16 protein-coding genes and 4 tRNA genes are annotated in these 17,828 nt (G+C 42.7%); 8 read left to right on the top strand and 12 right to left on the bottom strand.

The window, feature by feature from the left end:
* The first annotated feature begins 121 nt into the window (after window positions 1–121).
* Window positions 122–973 (top strand): DUF6279 family lipoprotein, encoded by an 852-nt coding sequence (locus ACOJRU_RS06020; RefSeq protein ID WP_421134133.1) that lies wholly within the window; start codon window positions 122–124, stop codon window positions 971–973.
* Window positions 974–1,118: 145 nt separating this feature from the next.
* On the opposite strand, the gene ACOJRU_RS06015 is transcribed toward ACOJRU_RS06020, so the two are convergent.
* A complete protein-coding gene (locus tag ACOJRU_RS06015; protein WP_421134132.1) occupies window positions 1,119–1,817 on the bottom strand; it encodes a hypothetical protein in 699 nt (232 codons plus the stop codon).
* 167 nt (window positions 1,818–1,984) lie between these two features.
* Between ACOJRU_RS06015 and ACOJRU_RS06010 the strand changes: the two genes are divergently transcribed.
* The gene (locus ACOJRU_RS06010) at window positions 1,985–3,034 is read left to right on the top strand and encodes a GGDEF domain-containing protein (protein ID WP_421134131.1); all 1,050 of its coding nucleotides are present in this window, start codon (window positions 1,985–1,987) and stop codon (window positions 3,032–3,034) included.
* Here ACOJRU_RS06010 and ACOJRU_RS06005 read toward each other — a convergent pair.
* Window positions 3,031–3,828 carry a PaaX family transcriptional regulator gene (locus ACOJRU_RS06005; protein WP_421134130.1) on the bottom strand — a complete coding sequence of 266 codons (798 nt, stop codon included), beginning with the start codon at window positions 3,826–3,828 and terminating at the stop codon, window positions 3,031–3,033. The two genes, ACOJRU_RS06010 and ACOJRU_RS06005, sit on opposite strands and share 4 nt — an antisense overlap.
* Window positions 3,829–4,069: 241 nt before the next feature.
* Here ACOJRU_RS06005 and ACOJRU_RS06000 point away from each other — a divergent pair, with 241 nt between their 5' ends.
* Window positions 4,070–5,731, top strand: a complete 1,662-nt coding sequence (locus ACOJRU_RS06000; protein ID WP_421134129.1) for an isovaleryl-CoA dehydrogenase — start codon at window positions 4,070–4,072, stop codon at window positions 5,729–5,731.
* A gap of 68 nt (window positions 5,732–5,799) precedes the next feature.
* Here ACOJRU_RS06000 and ACOJRU_RS05995 read toward each other — a convergent pair whose 3' ends face one another.
* Window positions 5,800–6,516 (bottom strand): NYN domain-containing protein, encoded by a 717-nt coding sequence (locus ACOJRU_RS05995; RefSeq protein ID WP_421134128.1) that lies wholly within the window; start codon window positions 6,514–6,516, stop codon window positions 5,800–5,802.
* Window positions 6,517–7,144: 628 nt separating this feature from the next.
* On the opposite strand from ACOJRU_RS05995, the gene ACOJRU_RS05990 reads away from it, so the two are divergent.
* Both ACOJRU_RS05990 and ACOJRU_RS05985 read left to right on the top strand, forming a co-directional pair.
* Window positions 7,145–7,951 (top strand): hypothetical protein, encoded by an 807-nt coding sequence (locus ACOJRU_RS05990; protein WP_421134127.1) that lies wholly within the window; start codon window positions 7,145–7,147, stop codon window positions 7,949–7,951.
* 35 nt (window positions 7,952–7,986) lie between these two features.
* Complete coding sequence (locus ACOJRU_RS05985) at window positions 7,987–8,811, top strand: hypothetical protein (protein ID WP_421134126.1); 825 nt, start codon at window positions 7,987–7,989, stop codon at window positions 8,809–8,811.
* Window positions 8,812–8,993: 182 nt separating this feature from the next.
* Here ACOJRU_RS05985 and ACOJRU_RS05980 read toward each other — a convergent pair whose 3' ends face one another.
* Entirely contained in the window at window positions 8,994–9,716 is a 723-nt protein-coding gene (locus ACOJRU_RS05980) for an FRG domain-containing protein (protein ID WP_421134125.1), read from the bottom strand.
* 202 nt (window positions 9,717–9,918) lie between these two features.
* On the opposite strand from ACOJRU_RS05980, the gene ACOJRU_RS05975 reads away from it, so the two are divergent.
* The 3 genes from ACOJRU_RS05975 (at window position 9,919) to ACOJRU_RS05965 (ending at window position 12,014) form a co-directional block, all read left to right on the top strand.
* Window positions 9,919–10,482, top strand: a complete 564-nt coding sequence (locus tag ACOJRU_RS05975; protein ID WP_421134124.1) for a recombinase family protein — start codon at window positions 9,919–9,921, stop codon at window positions 10,480–10,482.
* Between the two features lie 10 nt (window positions 10,483–10,492).
* Entirely contained in the window at window positions 10,493–11,266 is a 774-nt protein-coding gene (locus ACOJRU_RS05970) for a hypothetical protein (RefSeq protein ID WP_421134123.1), read from the top strand.
* A 274-nt stretch (window positions 11,267–11,540) separates the two neighbouring features.
* On the top strand, window positions 11,541–12,014 hold the full coding sequence (locus ACOJRU_RS05965) for an RNase H family protein (RefSeq protein ID WP_421134122.1): 474 nt from the start codon (window positions 11,541–11,543) through the stop codon (window positions 12,012–12,014).
* A gap of 488 nt (window positions 12,015–12,502) precedes the next feature.
* Here ACOJRU_RS05965 and ACOJRU_RS05960 read toward each other — a convergent pair whose 3' ends face one another.
* From ACOJRU_RS05960 to pal, 8 genes are all read right to left on the bottom strand, one after another.
* Window positions 12,503–14,251 carry a DUF6538 domain-containing protein gene (locus tag ACOJRU_RS05960; protein ID WP_421134121.1) on the bottom strand — a complete coding sequence of 583 codons (1,749 nt, stop codon included), beginning with the start codon at window positions 14,249–14,251 and terminating at the stop codon, window positions 12,503–12,505.
* 104 nt (window positions 14,252–14,355) lie between these two features.
* Window positions 14,356–14,445 (bottom strand) — tRNA-Ser (locus ACOJRU_RS05955).
* A gap of 130 nt (window positions 14,446–14,575) precedes the next feature.
* Window positions 14,576–15,631, bottom strand: coding sequence for a quinolinate synthase NadA (nadA, locus tag ACOJRU_RS05950; RefSeq protein WP_421134120.1), 1,056 nt, complete (start codon window positions 15,629–15,631; stop codon window positions 14,576–14,578).
* Between the two features lie 271 nt (window positions 15,632–15,902).
* Window positions 15,903–15,978 (bottom strand) — tRNA-Lys (locus tag ACOJRU_RS05945).
* Between the two features lie 37 nt (window positions 15,979–16,015).
* Window positions 16,016–16,091: transfer RNA gene (locus tag ACOJRU_RS05940), tRNA-Lys, on the bottom strand.
* 23 nt (window positions 16,092–16,114) lie between these two features.
* Window positions 16,115–16,190, bottom strand: a tRNA-Lys gene (locus tag ACOJRU_RS05935).
* 276 nt (window positions 16,191–16,466) lie between these two features.
* Entirely contained in the window at window positions 16,467–17,252 is a 786-nt protein-coding gene (gene ybgF, locus ACOJRU_RS05930; RefSeq protein WP_421134119.1) for a tol-pal system protein YbgF, read from the bottom strand.
* Complete coding sequence (pal, locus tag ACOJRU_RS05925) at window positions 17,252–17,818, bottom strand: peptidoglycan-associated lipoprotein Pal (protein ID WP_421134118.1); 567 nt, start codon at window positions 17,816–17,818, stop codon at window positions 17,252–17,254. Before pal ends, ybgF begins: the two co-directional genes overlap by 1 nt.
* Window positions 17,819–17,828: the final 10 nt, after the last annotated feature.

Below are 17,828 nucleotides of genomic sequence, written 5' to 3'. Positions count from 1 at the left end.
ATAACGTGTATTTAGCTCAAAACCATACGCGTAATTAAGCCATAATGGCAAAATCAAAGTATCAACACAATAACACGTTAAACCGTCACGTTTTTCACACTATGCTGGAACCACACTTTACATGAAAAAATTCATTGTTTTTATAGGCATCTTTTTGCTTGCAGGCTGTTCATCAAAGCTGGCCTATAACAATTTAGATTGGCTCATCTATTGGTATATGGACGATTACGTCGAACTTACCGATCCACAAGAAAAGGTATTTGATAATACCTTAACGGGGTGGATTGATTGGCATAGAAGCGAGCAACTGGCGCTTTATATACGCCAATTAAACGAATTAAAACGTGATATTGAAACCAACAACTTAAACAAAGACACCATTGCGAAGCACTTAGATCAAGCGAATAAGCACATTATTACGCTGCGCCAAAGAGTGGCGCCTGAATTAGCCGAGCTCGCTACGCGCCTTAATGACGAGCAGATTATTTATTTGTTTGCAGCAATTCGAAAGCAGAACGAAGAAAAAAGTGAAGACCTTATAGAGTACAATTCACTGAGCGCTGAGGAAAAAACGGAAAAGCTAATAGAGCAATTTTCTGAGCAAGTAGAAGACCGGTTAGGCGCGCTTACTGAACAGCAAGAAGCACTAATAAAGAAAAACGCTGTTTACTTTACTAACACTCGCACAAACTGGTTGGCCTATCGTATTACTATGCAAAATGAAGCGCGAAAGTTATTTGCACGAAAAACCGATAATGTCGCGTTTGTCCAAGCTCTCACTGATTTATTACAACACCCTGATAATTACAGGTCAGAAGAGTACTTGGCGAAACGGGAAGAAAACAGAACCGCGTATTTACACCTTGCAACCGAACTGGCCAACACGATAACGCCAAAACAAAAAGCGCACTTGTTAGACAGCATAAACGATCTCATTGAAGACGTTGAAGGGCTTATTGATAGTGCACCTTAAATGTTGGATAAAAAGCACAAATCAACGGCTAACGTTAGCTTGAGGCTAAACGAACACGTCGAGCTGGTAGCTGCAATAGGAAGTTACATCGCTATAAATTGTAAATACGTGGGATTAACCACCATCGGCAGGTTTTAGCGTGCGTTTAGAATAACAAACGCACGCCCACATTCAACGTGGTAATTTTTCCATATTCGTAGCCTGCGACCACCGCGAAGTTGGGGCGCAAATGCCAGCGGCCGTTCACACCAATCAGCACATCGGATTCAAAAGGCTCGCTTCCACTAGATGCGACACCACCGACCGCTGTGTAACGTGCATGACCCTGAAGATGTAAAGCCGACGTTGCAACCCAAGTAACGCCAAACTCCGCACCGAGTCCGCTATCGTCAGCGTCGACATCTAGGTTAAATCCTGCCGCGCGCGCATCTTTGAACGCTAGCTGATCAAAGCTTAGCCGACCGTAGTAAGCCAGCATTTTCGAGAAAGAGTATTGATAACCCACGCCAATTCGCCAACGCACCACGTCGTACTCGCCCGCTACAGTGGCGCTGTCGCTAGGTATTTCAAGCTCTTGGCCAAGTGATGCGTACTCTCCAAAAAGGTGCATTTGATTACTAAACTGCCATGCACCGCCAATGAACCAACCACCATTGGCATCACTCTCTACCTCTAGAGGGCTACTGCCCGTTACCGTCCCTGTTGTTTCTATGTCGTTAACAAAGCCACCAATAATCCCTCCCTCTAGGTAGGTGAAGTCGATATCGCCAGCTTGCGCCATTGCGCTGTTAATAAATATGGCAAATATAGCTAAGAACATTAATACGGCTGAGTTGCTTTTCATTCTAGTGCCTCTATTATTCTTAAAAACAAAAACATAGCTTTATTTTTTATTGTGATAAGGATAGATAACTTTTTTCAGAAATGCTCAATTAGCGTCAAAAATTTGCTTTTCGCAGAGATAACGCGGCTATACTGAGTAAAGGCAATTGCTTTCTTTTTGGAGAATACATGGAAAGGCTGGGTGAGCCAAAAGAAGTATTGAGACTAAGGGTGGCACTCGTTATTGGAGCATTATTGGTTGCTGCATTTGTTGTCACCGATTTAGACCTGCTCTCTGCGTCACAACATCACGACTATCTAATAAATCGATTTTTGATACAAATCCCTCTTATCGTTGTTGTTTTTGCTATTTCCTATACGTCGTACTTTCTTAAAATCAAAAACCAAATATTTGCAGCACTCATGGTGGGGTTAACCTTTGCAAATTACCACATCATTTATACGAACTGGCAGTTGTATAGCTTTGCTTTCCCCTATGAGGGCACCATCCTTTATGCTTTTTATTGCGTCTTCGCGCTAGGGTTAGCCTATAAACTGGCGTTGGCTGCATCACTAATATGCATAGTAGGTTTCATTGGGTTAATGACGGTAGCACCTGCATACGGTGACAGAGTAATGATATCCACTGCGTTTGTCGCCGCCTCACTGTTTATCTGTGCTTATGCAAAATACCGTTTAGATAAAATGGTACTGCTACTTAACACCTTAAGCCAAGAAGATGCGCTAACCGGCCTACTAAACCGAAGAGCGCTGATGAAAGAAAGCGAGCGAATGGCCTCGTTGTGTGAACGCCAACATCTCTCTTTTTCTTTATTCATGTTGGATTTAGACCATTTCAAATACTTTAATGATGCCTTCGGCCACCAGCAAGGCGATGCTGCAATTGTTGCTCATGCCGATATTATGCGAGACGTTTTTCAGCGGAAAACCGACATATTAGGTCGATACGGAGGTGAAGAGTTCATGATAGTAGCGAGTGGACTATCTCAAGAACAGGTTGAATATTGCTGCGAGCAGGTACGTAAAAAGTGGGAACAAAAAGGATTGAAACAGCCTGACAACGCGCCATCCACGTTTGTATCTTGCTCTATTGGTGCCGTGGTCGTCTCCCATACGCACACGTTTTCTCTTGAAACATTAATTAAATACGCCGACGAAGCGCTATATAAAGCAAAACATGCAGGAAGAAATACATACGTTGTATCAACACTACCTTAGTCGTCGAGCGCGAGAAACCTTTGCCAAATAGCGGCCCCTTCTTTATCGTATTCGTACACTTTTGCGCGATAACGTTTTCGTAACGAGACATCAACCAGCGGTGCAGGTAATAGTGGATCGAAAACCAGCTGCTGTAACGCTCTATCTCCTACGAGGTAAGATTCCTTTGCCGCGTCATCTAACGATAAGCGGTTAAGGCGTAACAGCGACTGCTGTATTTCTTGCAACCCGGTTTGATAACCTTTTTCTAGGGCTTCACTATGCCATTGGCTTCGGTTTACTTCCTCTTGTTGCAGCGAAAACTGTGAGGTATTAAAGACCAGTGTACGTTTATCTAGCCCTAGACTAAGCAATCGGTTGCGTACTTCATCAACTCCCCCAACGACGTTGTTAGGGCGGATATAAAAATCTTTTGAGACTTCTTTCATACCCGTTAGCTTGAATGCTCTTTCTCGCACTCGCTTGGCACTTCGATCACTTTTTCCCAAGGTGTTTGTGAGCGCGGCTATCCAATCATCTCGCCAAGCGCACAGAGAGGTTTCAACCGTAGGCCATGCATTAATTTGGCTTGCGAGTAACTTGCCCTCAGGCCCAAGCTCATAAAAGCCACGTTCAACAAGTTGCAATAAGTTTGCAGACTGTAACCTCGTTAACGTCACTCTTATATTATTTTCAGAAATACCAAAGAGCGCGCCAATGCGGACGGCGCTGCTCGCATTCATTTGCACACCATCTCGCGAGCTAAAAAGCTTTAGCAACAAGCGGCGCGGCGCAGGTTTGTCATTATTTTCCATCGCCAACATCAATCCGTATTGCCCCTTAAAATGGTTACAAAAACTAGCCTACGAGAATGTATCGAATTGTAAATCGTGTCGCAAACTAAATCCCCCTATCGTCTCGCTCTCTTACGCTGCGAAGCATTTTTTAACGACGGTGTGATAACCCAACCATAACATTACACTAATTGACGAACAAAGAACAAAAGCGTAATGTTTAATTTCTCTCGACATGATACGACCTTAAAAAGGCAGAAAAATGAACGATACAACTATGTTTCAGACTCACATCGTTGAAAACCAGCCCGAATTGATTACCCCGTATAATCTGTGGTCGTGTGACACAATGTTAACTCGCGCCGTTAGGCATTATGCTAACGACGATATCATTGAGCATGCTGAGAAAAAGCTAGATATGTTTGGTCAGGAAGCAGGCTTTTCACTGATGGACGCGGGCGAGCTCGCCAATCGACACAAACCTATTTTTCACCCCTTTGATCGCTACGGCCGCCGTATAGACAACGTCGAATTTCACCCCGCCTATCATCAACTTATGGGTACAGCAATGAACGCTGAAGTTCATAGCTACTCTTGGCGCAATGAGCAACGTTCCGGCGCTCATGTTATCAGAGCCGCACTCTTATTTATGCATGCTCAGGCAGATGCCGGCACGACATGCCCACTAACCATGACCCATGCGTCAATACCTGCGCTGAGAAATGCACAGGTGCTGCCAGATTGGTGGGTGTCTAAAATCATATCCGGCCAATATGATCAGCGCGCACTTCCCGCTGAGCAAAAAAAAGGCCTAACCATTGGTATGGGAATGACAGAAAAACAAGGCGGTTCAGACGTGCGTCGTAATACTACGCGCGCAACAAAGCAACCAGACGGCAGTTATCGAATAGTAGGCCACAAATTTTTCTATTCAGCACCGCTTTGCGACGCGCATCTCGTGCTTGCGCAAACCGAAGCGGGGTTGAGTTGTTTTTTACTCCCTCGCCTACTACCCGATGGAACATTAAACCACGTTCGCATTCAACGTTTAAAAGACAAGCTAGGGGATTGGAGCAATGCGTCTTCTGAAGTAGAGTTTCAAGGTGCCACTGCGTATCTTGTTGGCGATGAAGGCCGAGGTGTACCAGTTATTATCGACATGGTGTCGCTAACACGCCTCGATTGCATGATTGGCTCTACAGCATTAATGCGTCAAGGGCTTGTACAGGCATTACACCATGTAAGTCACCGTGAAGCGTTTGGTGACAAACTTATTGCCCAACCGCTAATGGCAAATGTGCTTGCCGATTTAACCTTAGAATGCAGTGCAAGCTTGGCCTTGACCATGCGCGTCGCAAGCGCAGTCGATGCGGCCAAAAACAACGAAAGCGAAGCCGCTTTTGCTCGTCTTGCTACCGCCATTGGCAAGTATTGGATTTGTAAGCGCACACCGGCTTTCATCAATGAAGCCCAAGAGTGTTTAGGGGGGATTGGTTATGTAGAAGAGAACATAATGCCTAGGCTTTACCGCCAAGCACCGCTTAACTCGATTTGGGAAGGTAGTGCGAATGTGCAATGCCTCGATGTACTTAGAACCCTTACCAAAGAACCACAAGCAAAAACCGCATTGTTCAACGAGCTCGCGTTAGCACATGGTAAAAACGCATTTTATGACAACCATGTCGCCGCACTGGTCATCGCCTTTGAAGATAAAGAAACGCTTGAGGTGCGAAGCCGATTAGTTGTTGAGCATATCGCACTTGCATTGCAAGCATCACTGTTACTTAACACCGACGATACATCACTAGCAGCGTTGTTTTGTCGCGCGCGTTTAGGCTTACAACAAGGGTTGGTATTCGGTACATTGCCTGCTGATACACCGTTCAATGACATTATTGAGCGAGGTAGGTTGCACCAGCAATAAACAACTAACAATAAACACCACCCGTAGTGAAAATTCGTTTGTGTGCATTAACCTGCTGAGAAGTGCATTTAATGGTTGTGATGTTGTTTGCGCTTATCACGAATATAGGTACCGCTGCCGTTTTTGATTTTTATTTCGAAAAGATCAATGGCTGCAAACAAATCTTTTAGCTTTTTGAAGCCGTAGTTTCGAGGATCGAAAGACGCATGATTTGAGATATGCTTACCAACAGTTCCGAGATTAGCCCATCCTGTATCGTCTTCAGTTGCGTCTATGGCTTGGCGCAACATATTCATCAACTTCGTGTCGCTTTTTATATTTGGCTTAGACTTTTCAATCGGTTTTTCGTCACTCGCTTCTTCATCAAGGTATAAGAATTTCGAACAACTATTTACAAAAGCGGCTGGGGCTTTCCGTTCGCCAAAACCAATAACGACTTTACCGTCGGCTAATGCACGTGTAACAAGTGGCGTAAAATCACAATCAGAGGATACTAAACAAATTGAATCAATATCTTTCGTATACAGAATATCCATTGCATCAATTACCAAAGCTATGTCAGTGGCATTTTTACCTTTTGTCAGATCAAACTGCTGTATTGGCTGAATAGCAAATTCATGCAGTACATCCTCCCACGGTTTTATGTTTGCGCTTTTCCAGTTTCCGTATGCTTTTCTAATATTAACCACACCGTAACGGGCCAATTCGGAAAGTATCGTTTCAATTTTCGCCGCGGGGGCGTTATCCGCATCTATAAACAATGCAATTTTTTCTTTTTCTTTCATGCGCATTCCCTGCTCTTATATGGTTAATCTCCTAGGCCAGTTTGACATTGGTAACGCTTAAATTAAACATGCTACGTATACAAATAGTATGAGCTTGAATACATTAATAAACTTGATGTGGCCTGTGGATATGCTTATGTGTAGATACAAAAAAAGCCCCGCTTTTCGAAAAAAGCGGGGCTTTCATTATTTGGCGGAGAGAGAGGGATTCGAACCCTCGTAAATGCGAGACCAAAGATAAAACAATGTAAAACAATGACTTAATAATACCAACCTATAATGCTTTGTACTAGGCTTTTGTACATATTATCAGCTTAGACTTCGTTTTTATAAGCTAGTTTAAGGCTCAAACGCAATAATATTGCGTAGCCAATTGTTGTAACCCATAGTTACCAACCTGTTCATTCGTTGATTCTGTGGGAGTAAGCTGAAAAGGGGCCGAGCCTCTGAATGTAGGCATTTAAAACTATAAAGCTATCTTTCATTTACTTAAAACCTATTAAGAATAAGATGTTACTAATACATTCCGCTCACGCTGTTCTCATCAATAAAATTTTCAAAACGTTCTAAAAAAAACTTCACTTTAGTTATACTTGATGTTTAGAAACATGTCTTAAAAGGATTTTATGTGAAATTTAGCCAGCTATATTGTGAAAAAGGCGATGTTCGTTCTGACAGTGAGAGAATGAGAGTAAGGCTTTTATCTAAGTTTGAGGCTTTACCTATTGAACAATATCAGCTTGTAAAAATAATTGAGCTAGAATGTGGTATCGAAATCGAAAACGACTATAACGGCTACTATTACCTTCCAGATTTCTTTTCTGAATGTGAATTACGAGATTTTCTAGACACACTTACTTTTATTTTCAGCTTATTGCACAACAGGCCTCGTTATGAAGAAAGCTGGGTAGACTTCACGAATAAGGTGTTTAGGGAAGAACATGTAAAATATCAAATGGACTCGAAAGGAGTTGTCCACTTATTTATAGACGAAGCTTTTGAGGCGACTAGAGCAGGTGCTATTGAACATCTCGACAAAGTTCAGTTAAGAGTAGCCAAAGAGCACTACGAGCGCACATTCCTTTACCTTGACGAGGAGCCTATAAATACCAGAGGCTCAGTAAGAAGCGTCTTTGATGCAGTTGAATCTGCCGCCAAAGAAATAACTAACGGTTCACAGTTAAATAAAAACCTTATAACTGATCGATTAAGTCCTTTAATACTTGCCCCTATTCAATGCAGCAATGAAAAATTAGTTACAGAGAAACTTATAAAATCTTTTATTGAGTGGGTGAATGCGTGTCATTTTTACAGACATGCGCAGGCTGAACCCAAAGCAGCCCCTCCTTCACTCGAAACAACTATTCTTATTATCACTCAAGGTTCTGGCTTTTTACGTTTACTTTGTACGCTCATTAATTCTGATGTTAAATAATTACTTTACAGAATTTCCAAGCTTGGAGAAAAATTATGCGCGTATTGGCTTCATATATCTCAGCATTATCTGTATTTTTTGCGTTCACCCTTCTTACTATAGAGTTTCTAAACGGTAATGATGGTGAAGAAGTTATCGATGTTGTAGGAATAACTTTTGGAATGACTACAGGCCTGCTCATCTCTTATTACGTGGGAAAGGTGGTAAGCGGTGAAGGCATCCCTGCTCATATATTTTTAGTCATTCCTGTGTGCTCATTGCTATTGTTGGGCTATGTCCTAGAAACAAAAATTGGCTATGAGAGGATTATGGATTTATTTTGGGTCCAAATTTATTTAGCAGGGGTTTTTGCTGCATTGATTATGTCTGTAATAGCCTCATTCCTTAGATTTTTGACTTCATCAATAACAGGTCAACGCGCTATTGAAAAACACTTAAGAAGAACCTTTCCTGATCATGGCAACAAAAAGCTGCCATCACAACATGTTTTGTTTTTACCCAGTCTATACGTGTTTTTCATATTTACTTCATGGATATGGTTCGTTGTGTCAGTGTTTAGCTGCTTGTTTATCATACTAGAATTTGTGAAACACTTATTCCGCTCTGAGTCAGAACAATTCAAGCAAATAAAATTACCACTAGTGAGTAATAAGAATTTAACCATTGAAAAAACTTGGGCACTTTTAACTGGGTATGCAATAGTGATGGGGACTAGCTTTAAAGAAGAAGACTTGACCTTAGACCTTCAACATCTCAGTTTAATACATGAAGACTTCAATCCGCATCATGCTCTGCTTGAACTAAAGAATCTGTCTATACTAGAAGCTGACACAATTGAAAGAACAAACGCAGCTCTTTGATTGCTATTTGGGTCAAATCTAGCTAGAGAAGTCAGCAGCCAATAGCGTGACTCAGTTTTCTTGAAGTTAACACTTTAATAGTGGGGTTCTACTTATAGCCCCCCCTCTTCAGGATATAGAGTAACAAGTAGCTCCAAGACCAAAAAGCAAACTTACGCGTACACAAACTTGGACTGTTGCCTTTAGTGGAATTGCTCAAACTTCCAATTTTGGTAGGTACAGAGCCCTTCTAAATCAGGGAATAGAGTGCGATTGCTAATCCCATACTTATCTAGCTCATTAAGTAAATCTGGCTTAGATTTTTTTGCTATTTTAAGCTCATGGATAAATTCTTTAACTTTGCGATTCTTTTCTAAGGGTACAAAAGCGTTAGAGCTCTTCGAAAAACGGTGAAGAGTGAACCAGCCATGTTGGGCTATAATCCTATTATTGTTTAAACGCGGCTGAAAGACGCAGGTCTCTTCCTGTTTGAACGGGTCATTCTCGTAAACGCTTTTATTCAAGAATTTACTGGGGTCCAAAATGTATACGTAGACGTCACGGTCCTCTTTGCTATTGCAAGCAAACCATAATGCTACTAATGGATTTGTACTCCAATCTAATAATCTAGTCTTCATACTATGATGCTGAGCAAGTACTAAATGGTCAAGGTCTGTATTCTCGCTTTCCTTCAGAAAAGCAGCCCCCATCATACGTATGTTATCAAGCATTTGCTTTTCTTTGACAGTGGTGTCTTCTGAAGGTATTTTCCTTGCGATACTGGGAAGTAGATTTCCTTTCACGTCTTGGCCTCTGAACAGAAACTGGGAGTTAGGACTGCTAAGATCGAACGTACCAATAATCTCGATGTAGTCACTTAACGACTGAACGTAATCATTCATATTAATTTTTCTAACTTTTCTCATAGATTAGCTTTGCCTATCCAGAACGGCTATATATATTTGATAACACCAGTGAATGATTAAATAAAGTAATTTAAAAGCGTATTCAATAGGTATACCCATACGAGCATAGTCAAAACCGCCCTCAATCGTACCTCTATGACTTGATTTTTATTTATGGGTACTTTACCCTCCGCCACCTCTTAGAATCAAACAGGTACAGGAAGTGGCTGACTTAGCTTACATCAGGGTCTCTACTACGGACCAAAACACAGACCGTCAGTTGTCAGACTCTGGGCTCTCTTTCAAGAAGCAATTCATTGACCGCTGTAGTGGTGGTACTACTAACCGTCCAGCACTAGAAGACCTCAAGGAATATGCCAGAGAGGGAGATACTATTCATGTTCATAGCATTGATAGACTCGCTAGAAACCTTGTAGACCTCAAGACACTCGTAACCCAATGGAACTCACAAGGAATCAACGTAAAGTTTCATAGAGAGGCTTTGTGCTTCAATGCTGGTGGGTCTGATGCAATGTCTGACTTAATGCTAAGCATGTTAGGAGCTGTTGCCCAGTTTGAGCTATCAATGATTCAAGAGAGGCGTCAGGAAGGCATAGAAAAGGCCAAACAAGCAGGTAAGTATCGTGGGCGTCCAGTTAATCAATCTAACCACCAGCGCATCCACACACTGCGCTCAGAGGGTGTATCGCTTCGTAAAATTGCCTCTGGGGTAGGTGTGTCATTATCAACAGTGCAACGGGCTCTAGCAGTCTCTGAGAAAGATTAAGTAATTATCAATGAGTAGAAAAGTAACACCAAGAAAGTGTAGTGAATGTGGTAAACGTAGAATGCCAGCCAAACGGTCAAACGGGCGGTTGAGTACAAAGTGTAAAGATTGTTTTGGAGGTCAGTTCTGGCAATCTGAATTTGGTCGCTGGTTTGCAGAGGCAGCTAAGAGGCAGTCACCAGTTAGTATGCCTATCGATGAGAATGATATTAAGGGGATTCATGCCCTTTGGAAAGAGCGTAAGAAGGGCTTAGGTTTTAAAAAAGTAAGGGGTCAACTAAAGCCAATCTATGATTACCATATTAGCCACAGGGACCCAGCAAAAGGGGATGGGTTTCAAGGTCGTTTTACCACTGCAAACCTTATGGTTGCCACAGCTAAAGCCAACAAAATGGCTTACAACAAAGAATCAATAGATCATGGTTTTAGGGTTTACACCAATAAAAGGCCCTTTGAAACAGCAGCAAAGGTAAGAGAGTGGTCTAGTGGACAATATGACTTAACAGGACTTGTTGGAGAGTTAGAACTCAAGAAATACGTTTCTAAGAAAAACAGTATTGTAGATATTAACTCAGATTTCTTACCTCAAGGAAAGCCACCACAGATAATGCTGGAGCATCAACTGAATAGGTTCAAAGGAGGCAGCACGGAGCCTTGGAGACACACAGTAAGCAACGCTAACGAATCGTTTTCATCAGCTCTTGTCTATGGAATTGGTCTTGGTAGTGGTGAACTAGATGAGTCTTATGAGGGGCCTCAAGAGCAATCAGTTGATGATTTCTAGCTTAATTCAAAGACCCGCACAGTTACCACGAAAAACACATCAATGACCTTTGCAAATCCCTTTGGTGGCGCGGCTTGAAGAGATGTGCGCGACGCCTCAGAGAGCACGCCTTGACGATACAGTAGTACTTTTCTACTCAGTAGCGAGGTGCTGTTTTTAAATTAGCATCATATTGCATGTTTAAGCTCTCACAATAACAGATTCATCTAGTTATTATTTCAAAGTGCCCTCTGAGCTTATCAGGGGGTGCATAACTATGTCATAAGGAGTAGTAATGACACAACCAACAGACAACACACTACGCGTTTATTTCCATAGTTCTTGGGTCTCACAGACCAAGAGAGGTGGATGGGCTTTCTTAATGACCCGTAGAGACAACGAGAACAACCTACAACGATCAGGGCTTAAAGGGAGCGCATCAGCTACCACACAACAAACAATGGAGCTTACAGCAGTTGTTGAGGCTTTCAGACGCATTAATGAAAGGCAGTTAGCAGACAGGCCAATTACGGTCTACACCTCAAGCAATTACATCAACCAAGGTATCAACACATGGTTAGCAGGATGGAAGACTAACAATTGGAAGGGAGCCAACAAGAAAACCGTTAAGAATGCTAAGCTATGGCAGGAGCTTGATAAGTGGAATGAGGAATTTAAGCCTACATGGGAACTCATCACCAATGAAGGAGACCACCCAGCAGGCACAGACGTCAAAGCAATGGCAGTAACAGCAGGTAAAGGAGCATAAACAAATAAATGCACAAGACAACGCGGGTGGACTTTTAACAAGCACAGATAAGGGATTGAATGTAGTGGCTACCCTTATTGGTCTATTGACCGCTAGAGGCTCTGAGGGCGTCTGCAAGTGTTCTGATTGCGGCCATGAGGCTCATTGCCCTGAGGTGGACTTATGGACGCGCTGTGGTGCTTGTTTCAGTAATCTGGTTACAGATGATGACGTTACGGGCCTTGATGATATTGACCCTATCTAAAACGCTATGCTAGATGATGTGAGTACACTTTAATGATTCTCAGGTGTACCCATCATCACTAAAAAAAACTAAGTCGCATCCACCCTTTAATTCACATAAAAACCCAAAAAGTTTACGACTAAATTTTAACCACAAATTCCACCAAACTTATCACACGTTTTTTTTAAGAATCACGGAACGACGCAATCGTCAGTGGAGGTCATTACCTCGCCCCCTCCCCCCTTAGTCTCAAGGTAGAGAAACGTCAATAAAGTCTAACAAGACTTAGTTTAGGGAGCCTGTCGATGGCTTCCTTTTTTGTCTCAAGCGGGACTGTTCCGTAACGAGCTCCCTCAGATTTTGCTGAATGACCTGTTATAGCATCACTTACACTATCTGATACATTTAGGGTACGCATATCTGTCTTGAAAGCATGCCTGAAAGCATGAGCAGGTTGACTTATTGATACTCCTTTTGATTTAACCTTTGAACTCCACCACTTACTAAATGCGACTGAGTTTTTACCATAAGTTCCTACGGGGATATCTGGGAAAAGTCGCCCTCTATGTCTATCAACATAATCTAAAAAGCCTAATTCTAAAATATGCTCAGCTATTGGAATATGTCTCAGAGAAGAATCAGTCTTCACACTCTGACCTTCACCTCTACGGATATTTAGATAGTGTATGCCCTGCTCACTACAACTTACATCAGAATGATCTAACTGGGCTATCTCCGCCAAACGAGCGCCTGTATACCTGCAAAGCAGAGGAACCCAATAGCAGGCTAAACCGTATTTGTGACTGAACCTTGGGTCTGTAAATACTTCATCAGAAAACAGTTTTGTGAAGTCTTTAGGTGTGTACCCTCTGCCTTTGTCGTCTACCTCGGTCCTTTTCTGAGTATTTTTAACAGATACCCCAAAAGTAGGATTAAACGAAATGAGGCCCAACTCGACAGCGTAAGTAAATACTGGAGATATCTGCTTTATCGCATTGGTCACTGTATTGGAAGATAACAGGTTTAACGAATTGCTTGAGGCGTACTCAATCTGCTCAGAAATAGTCATGCGCTTTATCTGACGGGTTCTGCTCTTGGGGAGTTGTAGCAACGTATCCCTAAACTGAGCTATATGGCTTTTCTTGATAGTAGCGATATCCATATCACCCAAAATTGACACAAATCGCTCTACCTTTGACTTGGTTTCATCTAACGTCTTAAGTCTCGATTGATTATTCTTGTGCTGAAGCTCGTCAGAAGCTCTCCAACGCTCATAAACGTTAGATATAGAGTCTTTAGGGCCTACTAAAGTCATTGATAATGTAGTACTCCCAGAGTCCGTAGAGAGCGGTTCATTGGACAATGACATGTCTCTGGGTTCATCATTCCATTTACCCCTATAACGACTTAAGCAAAGCTTTTCCAAGTCCACTAAATGACTATAAAAAGCCTTCGCTAAATTGATATATGAAATGCTTGAACGAGGTATAGACAACCCATTTAATTTAAGCTGTGGGTCAATTAGGTGGGCGAGCTCCTGAGCAAAACCTTGCAACTCTGAATTAGATGCACGCAATATTTCTGAGCCTTGTAACGACAGCGTATCAGAGAGCCCAAACCAGTGAGCATACACCTCAAGGTTTCTATAATCCTTTTGTGATGAGTCCCATACTAAGCCTTCGTTTTCTTGATTGTGGTACACAAGGAAATCATCGTATGAATCTGTTTTTTGGACTTTTTCACGAGCAGATACATACCAGCGATTTGCTATTATCTGGCAATCGCGCAAGCTTAATTCGTGATTATTTTCTCCCCTAAGCGTTAACTCTGCAAAATCCAGTTGCTGATCTATGTCAGCGAGTAACGGGATGATTCGTTTTTTAGCTTCACGGAGGTCTTTTGTTCGCAGTGACTGCTTAAATTCAGTCTTACCTATCACTGAGGTGAGATGTTTGGGCACACCTTTTCTGAGGTAATAAGTGCCTGAACTTGGATGCTTAAACGGAGAACTCATTATACTCATTTGTACCAACCTTTTGTACCAGTTGGTCCGCAAGGTCGATTCTCTAAACCCTAGAAACAGCAAGGCCCTGCGTCATGCAAGGCCTCGATGCTATTTGGCGGAGAGAGAGGGATTCGAACCCTCGTTAGGTTTAACCCTAAACACACTTTCCAGGCGTGCGCCTTCAGCCACTCAGCCACCTCTCCAAATTTTGTTTCAGGCATTGCTGTTACCAACAATTCTTCCTGAGCGCGCGTATAGTAGGTAAAGCCACGCGCTTTATCAAGAACTTGCTAAAAATAAGTGAACAAGTGCTTATAAATCAACCGCGATGGTTTACAGGCCACCTTTTGCTTTTAGTTCTGCTGAAAAATTTAACATACGGTCAAGCGGTATAAGTGCTTCTGTTCGTAATTGTTCATCAACAAAGATTTCATGGCCGGTCGCGTTGCTCTGTAAAGACGCCTTAATCGCTTCTAAGCCGTTCATTGCCATCCATGGACAGTGAGCACAACTTTTACACGTAGCGCCGTTACCGCCTGTTGGAGCCTCGATAAACGTCTTGTTTGGGGTCAACTGTTGCATCTTGTAGAAAATGCCTTTGTCTGTTGCCACAATAAAGGTGTCGTTGTCCATTTTTTGTGATGCGCTGATTAACTGACTGGTTGAACCAACGGCATCCGCTAATTCAACAACACTTGCTGGCGACTCAGGATGCACAAGAATTGCTGCGTTAGGGTAAGCTTTTTTCATATCGTTAAGCTTCTGCGCAGAGAATTCATCATGAACTATGCACTCGCCCTGCCACATCAACATGTCTGCACCGGTTTGCTTAGCGATATAAGCGCCTAAGTGCCTATCTGGCCCCCAGATAATCTTTTTGCCTTGGCTATCTAGATGTTCCACGATTTCAAGTGCAATACTTGACGTTACAACCCAATCAGCACGTGCCTTTACTGCTGCAGAGGTATTAGCATATACCACAACAGTATGGTCTGGGTGCTGATCGCAAAATTCGCTGAATACGTCTATCGGGCAGCCTAGGTCAAGTGAACAAGTCGCTTCTAGGGTTGGCATTAGCACCTGTTTCTCAGGGCTAAGGATTTTAGCAGTTTCACCCATAAACTTTACGCCAGCGACAATAAGCGTTTGCTCTTTTGCGTCTCGTCCAAAACGTGCCATTTCAAGAGAGTCTGCAACGCACCCACCCGTTTCTTCAGCAAGTGCTTGAATTTCAGGGTCGGTATAGTAATGCGCAACCATCACGGCATTACGTGCTTTAAGCAATGACTTGATCTCAGCCTTTAATTCGGCTTTACGATCGTCTGATAAGGGCTGTGGTTTAGCGGGAAAAGGATAATCTACCTGTTCCACACGAAATGCTACTGACATTGGCCTACATCTCTGTTTCGACAAGGGCGTGGATTATACCCAACTGTCATAAAAATTACACATAAGTTAATGCGTGATGATGTAATTACTTAACGAAGAGTACCTCGGTATCATGCGTAATACTAACGATACTGTTTACACGCCTGAAATATAAGCGGATCACAAGTGCGTGTGTATGTGCTTGAAAAACCTAAGTGGATTTCGGTTCGCAAACGTATTACTGATTGAGATGCTTGCTTTGAAGAATGACCAATGATGCTAGGAGACTTGATGGTGGGTCGTGCTGGATTCGAACCAGCGACCAATTGATTAAAAGTCAACTGCTCTACCAGCTGAGCTAACGACCCATCAAGTGACACATTATGGATACTTCGTTTTAATTGATGGTGGGTCGTGCTGGATTCGAACCAGCGACCAATTGATTAAAAGTCAACTGCTCTACCAGCTGAGCTAACGACCCATCAATTAAAACTAGGGAAGAAGTGGTGGGTCGTGCTGGATTCGAACCAGCGACCAATTGATTAAAAGTCAACTGCTCTACCAGCTGAGCTAACGACCCTTCTTTCCTTCGCTGCCTGTGTCTAGGCAACGGCGGCATATAATACTCATAATTTTTGGCGACGCAACCCATAAGCACTTTTTATTTTCATTTTTATGCGAAAAACCTTTCAACCGCTCAAAATGAAACCAATTCGTGTGGTTATTAACCTTAACGTCGAGGCAATAACAGTAATAAGTCACGTTTTTTACAGACAAAAATAGCACGAGTATTTTAAACCGTGAGTAATAAACTAGTATGAAATAATAAAAAAAACCTCTTTAAAGAGGTTTTTTATTAATTATTTAATCTAGATTCAGCTAAACGACGTGCCGAAGAGTTGGGATATTCAGACACCACTTGCTCAAACAATTGTCTCGCGAGCGCTGCGTCTCCCGTTCGTTGCGCAATAACACCCAGTTTCACCAGTGCTTCTGGACGCTTGGCTGAGTCAGTAAACCGACTAACTACCACATTAAACTGCTCGCTCGCATCAGCCCACTCTTGTTTATTGAATAACAACTGCCCCAACCAATAGTGGGCATTAGGTGCATACTCACTGTTAGGAAATTGTTCAATAAACGATTGAAACGCAGGGATCGCTTTATCGTATTCTCTAGATTTAAGAATAAGATTAACGGCGCTTTCATATGCATCGTCTTCACCAACTTGCGACGCAGTAATACCCGCGCTGGGCATACTTGTAGCGGGCTGGTTCGTGGATACAGGCGTATCAGTCGATGCTAACGTGCCTGATTGCTTCAATGCTTCTACACGCTTATCTATTTCTAGATACAGCTCGCGTTGACGCTCTAACACTTTTTGCAACTCGTTAGTATTAACCTCTACCGCACCGCGAAGTTGATCCACTTCACCTTGCATAGCATCTAACTGAGACTGCAATCGGTGTTGCATTTCCGTACGGCTTTTTACAATGCGCTCAAGCACAACAATGCGTTGTTCTAGTTCACTGCCACCATTGGCATTAACAACGGGCGCTTGAGCTGCGGCAAAGCCTGAAAAGGCGAAGGCGACGCTAAGAGCGACGCCTTTTTTTAATGAAGATATCGCTGTAATAGCCATTATCTGTAAACTACCACTCCGCGACGATTTTGCGCCATAGCGTATTCAGTAGAACCCATTACCGCCGGCTTCTCTTCACCGTAAGAAACAACTGAAATTTGGCTGCTGCTCACGCCCGCATTCATCATGTAAGTTTCTACCGCTTGTGCACGACGCTCACCCAACGCAATGTTGTACTCTGGTGTTCCACGGCTATCAGTATGACCTTCAATTACCACGTTCTGGTTAGGGTTGCTAACAAGAAACGCCGCGTGCTTGTCAAGTAAACGCTGGAATTCAGGCTTAATGCTTGCGCGGTCAAAATCAAAATAAACGGTTTGTTCATTTTTAAGCGCTTCCATTTCCTGCTGAACCATCTCTTCTTGACGTTTCATGCGCTGGACCGCTTCTGCTTTAACGCGTTGTGCTTCTGCTTCTGCAGCTTCAACTTCTGCTTGCGCCTGTTCTTGTGCCAAACGGTTGCGTTCTGCCGCTAGTTCTTCTTCGCTCGGGCCAGATGAACAAGCCATCATTGTTACTACTGGTAAGGCAATAATGAAGCTCTTCATAATTTTATTCATTTGCATCCTACTAATT

The organism is Alteromonas algae, assembly GCF_049117195.1.
Classification (GTDB): Bacteria; Pseudomonadota; Gammaproteobacteria; order Enterobacterales; family Alteromonadaceae; genus Alteromonas.
The sequence above is the reverse complement of the archived record's forward strand: the minus strand, read 5'-3'. Positions and strand labels throughout refer to the sequence as shown.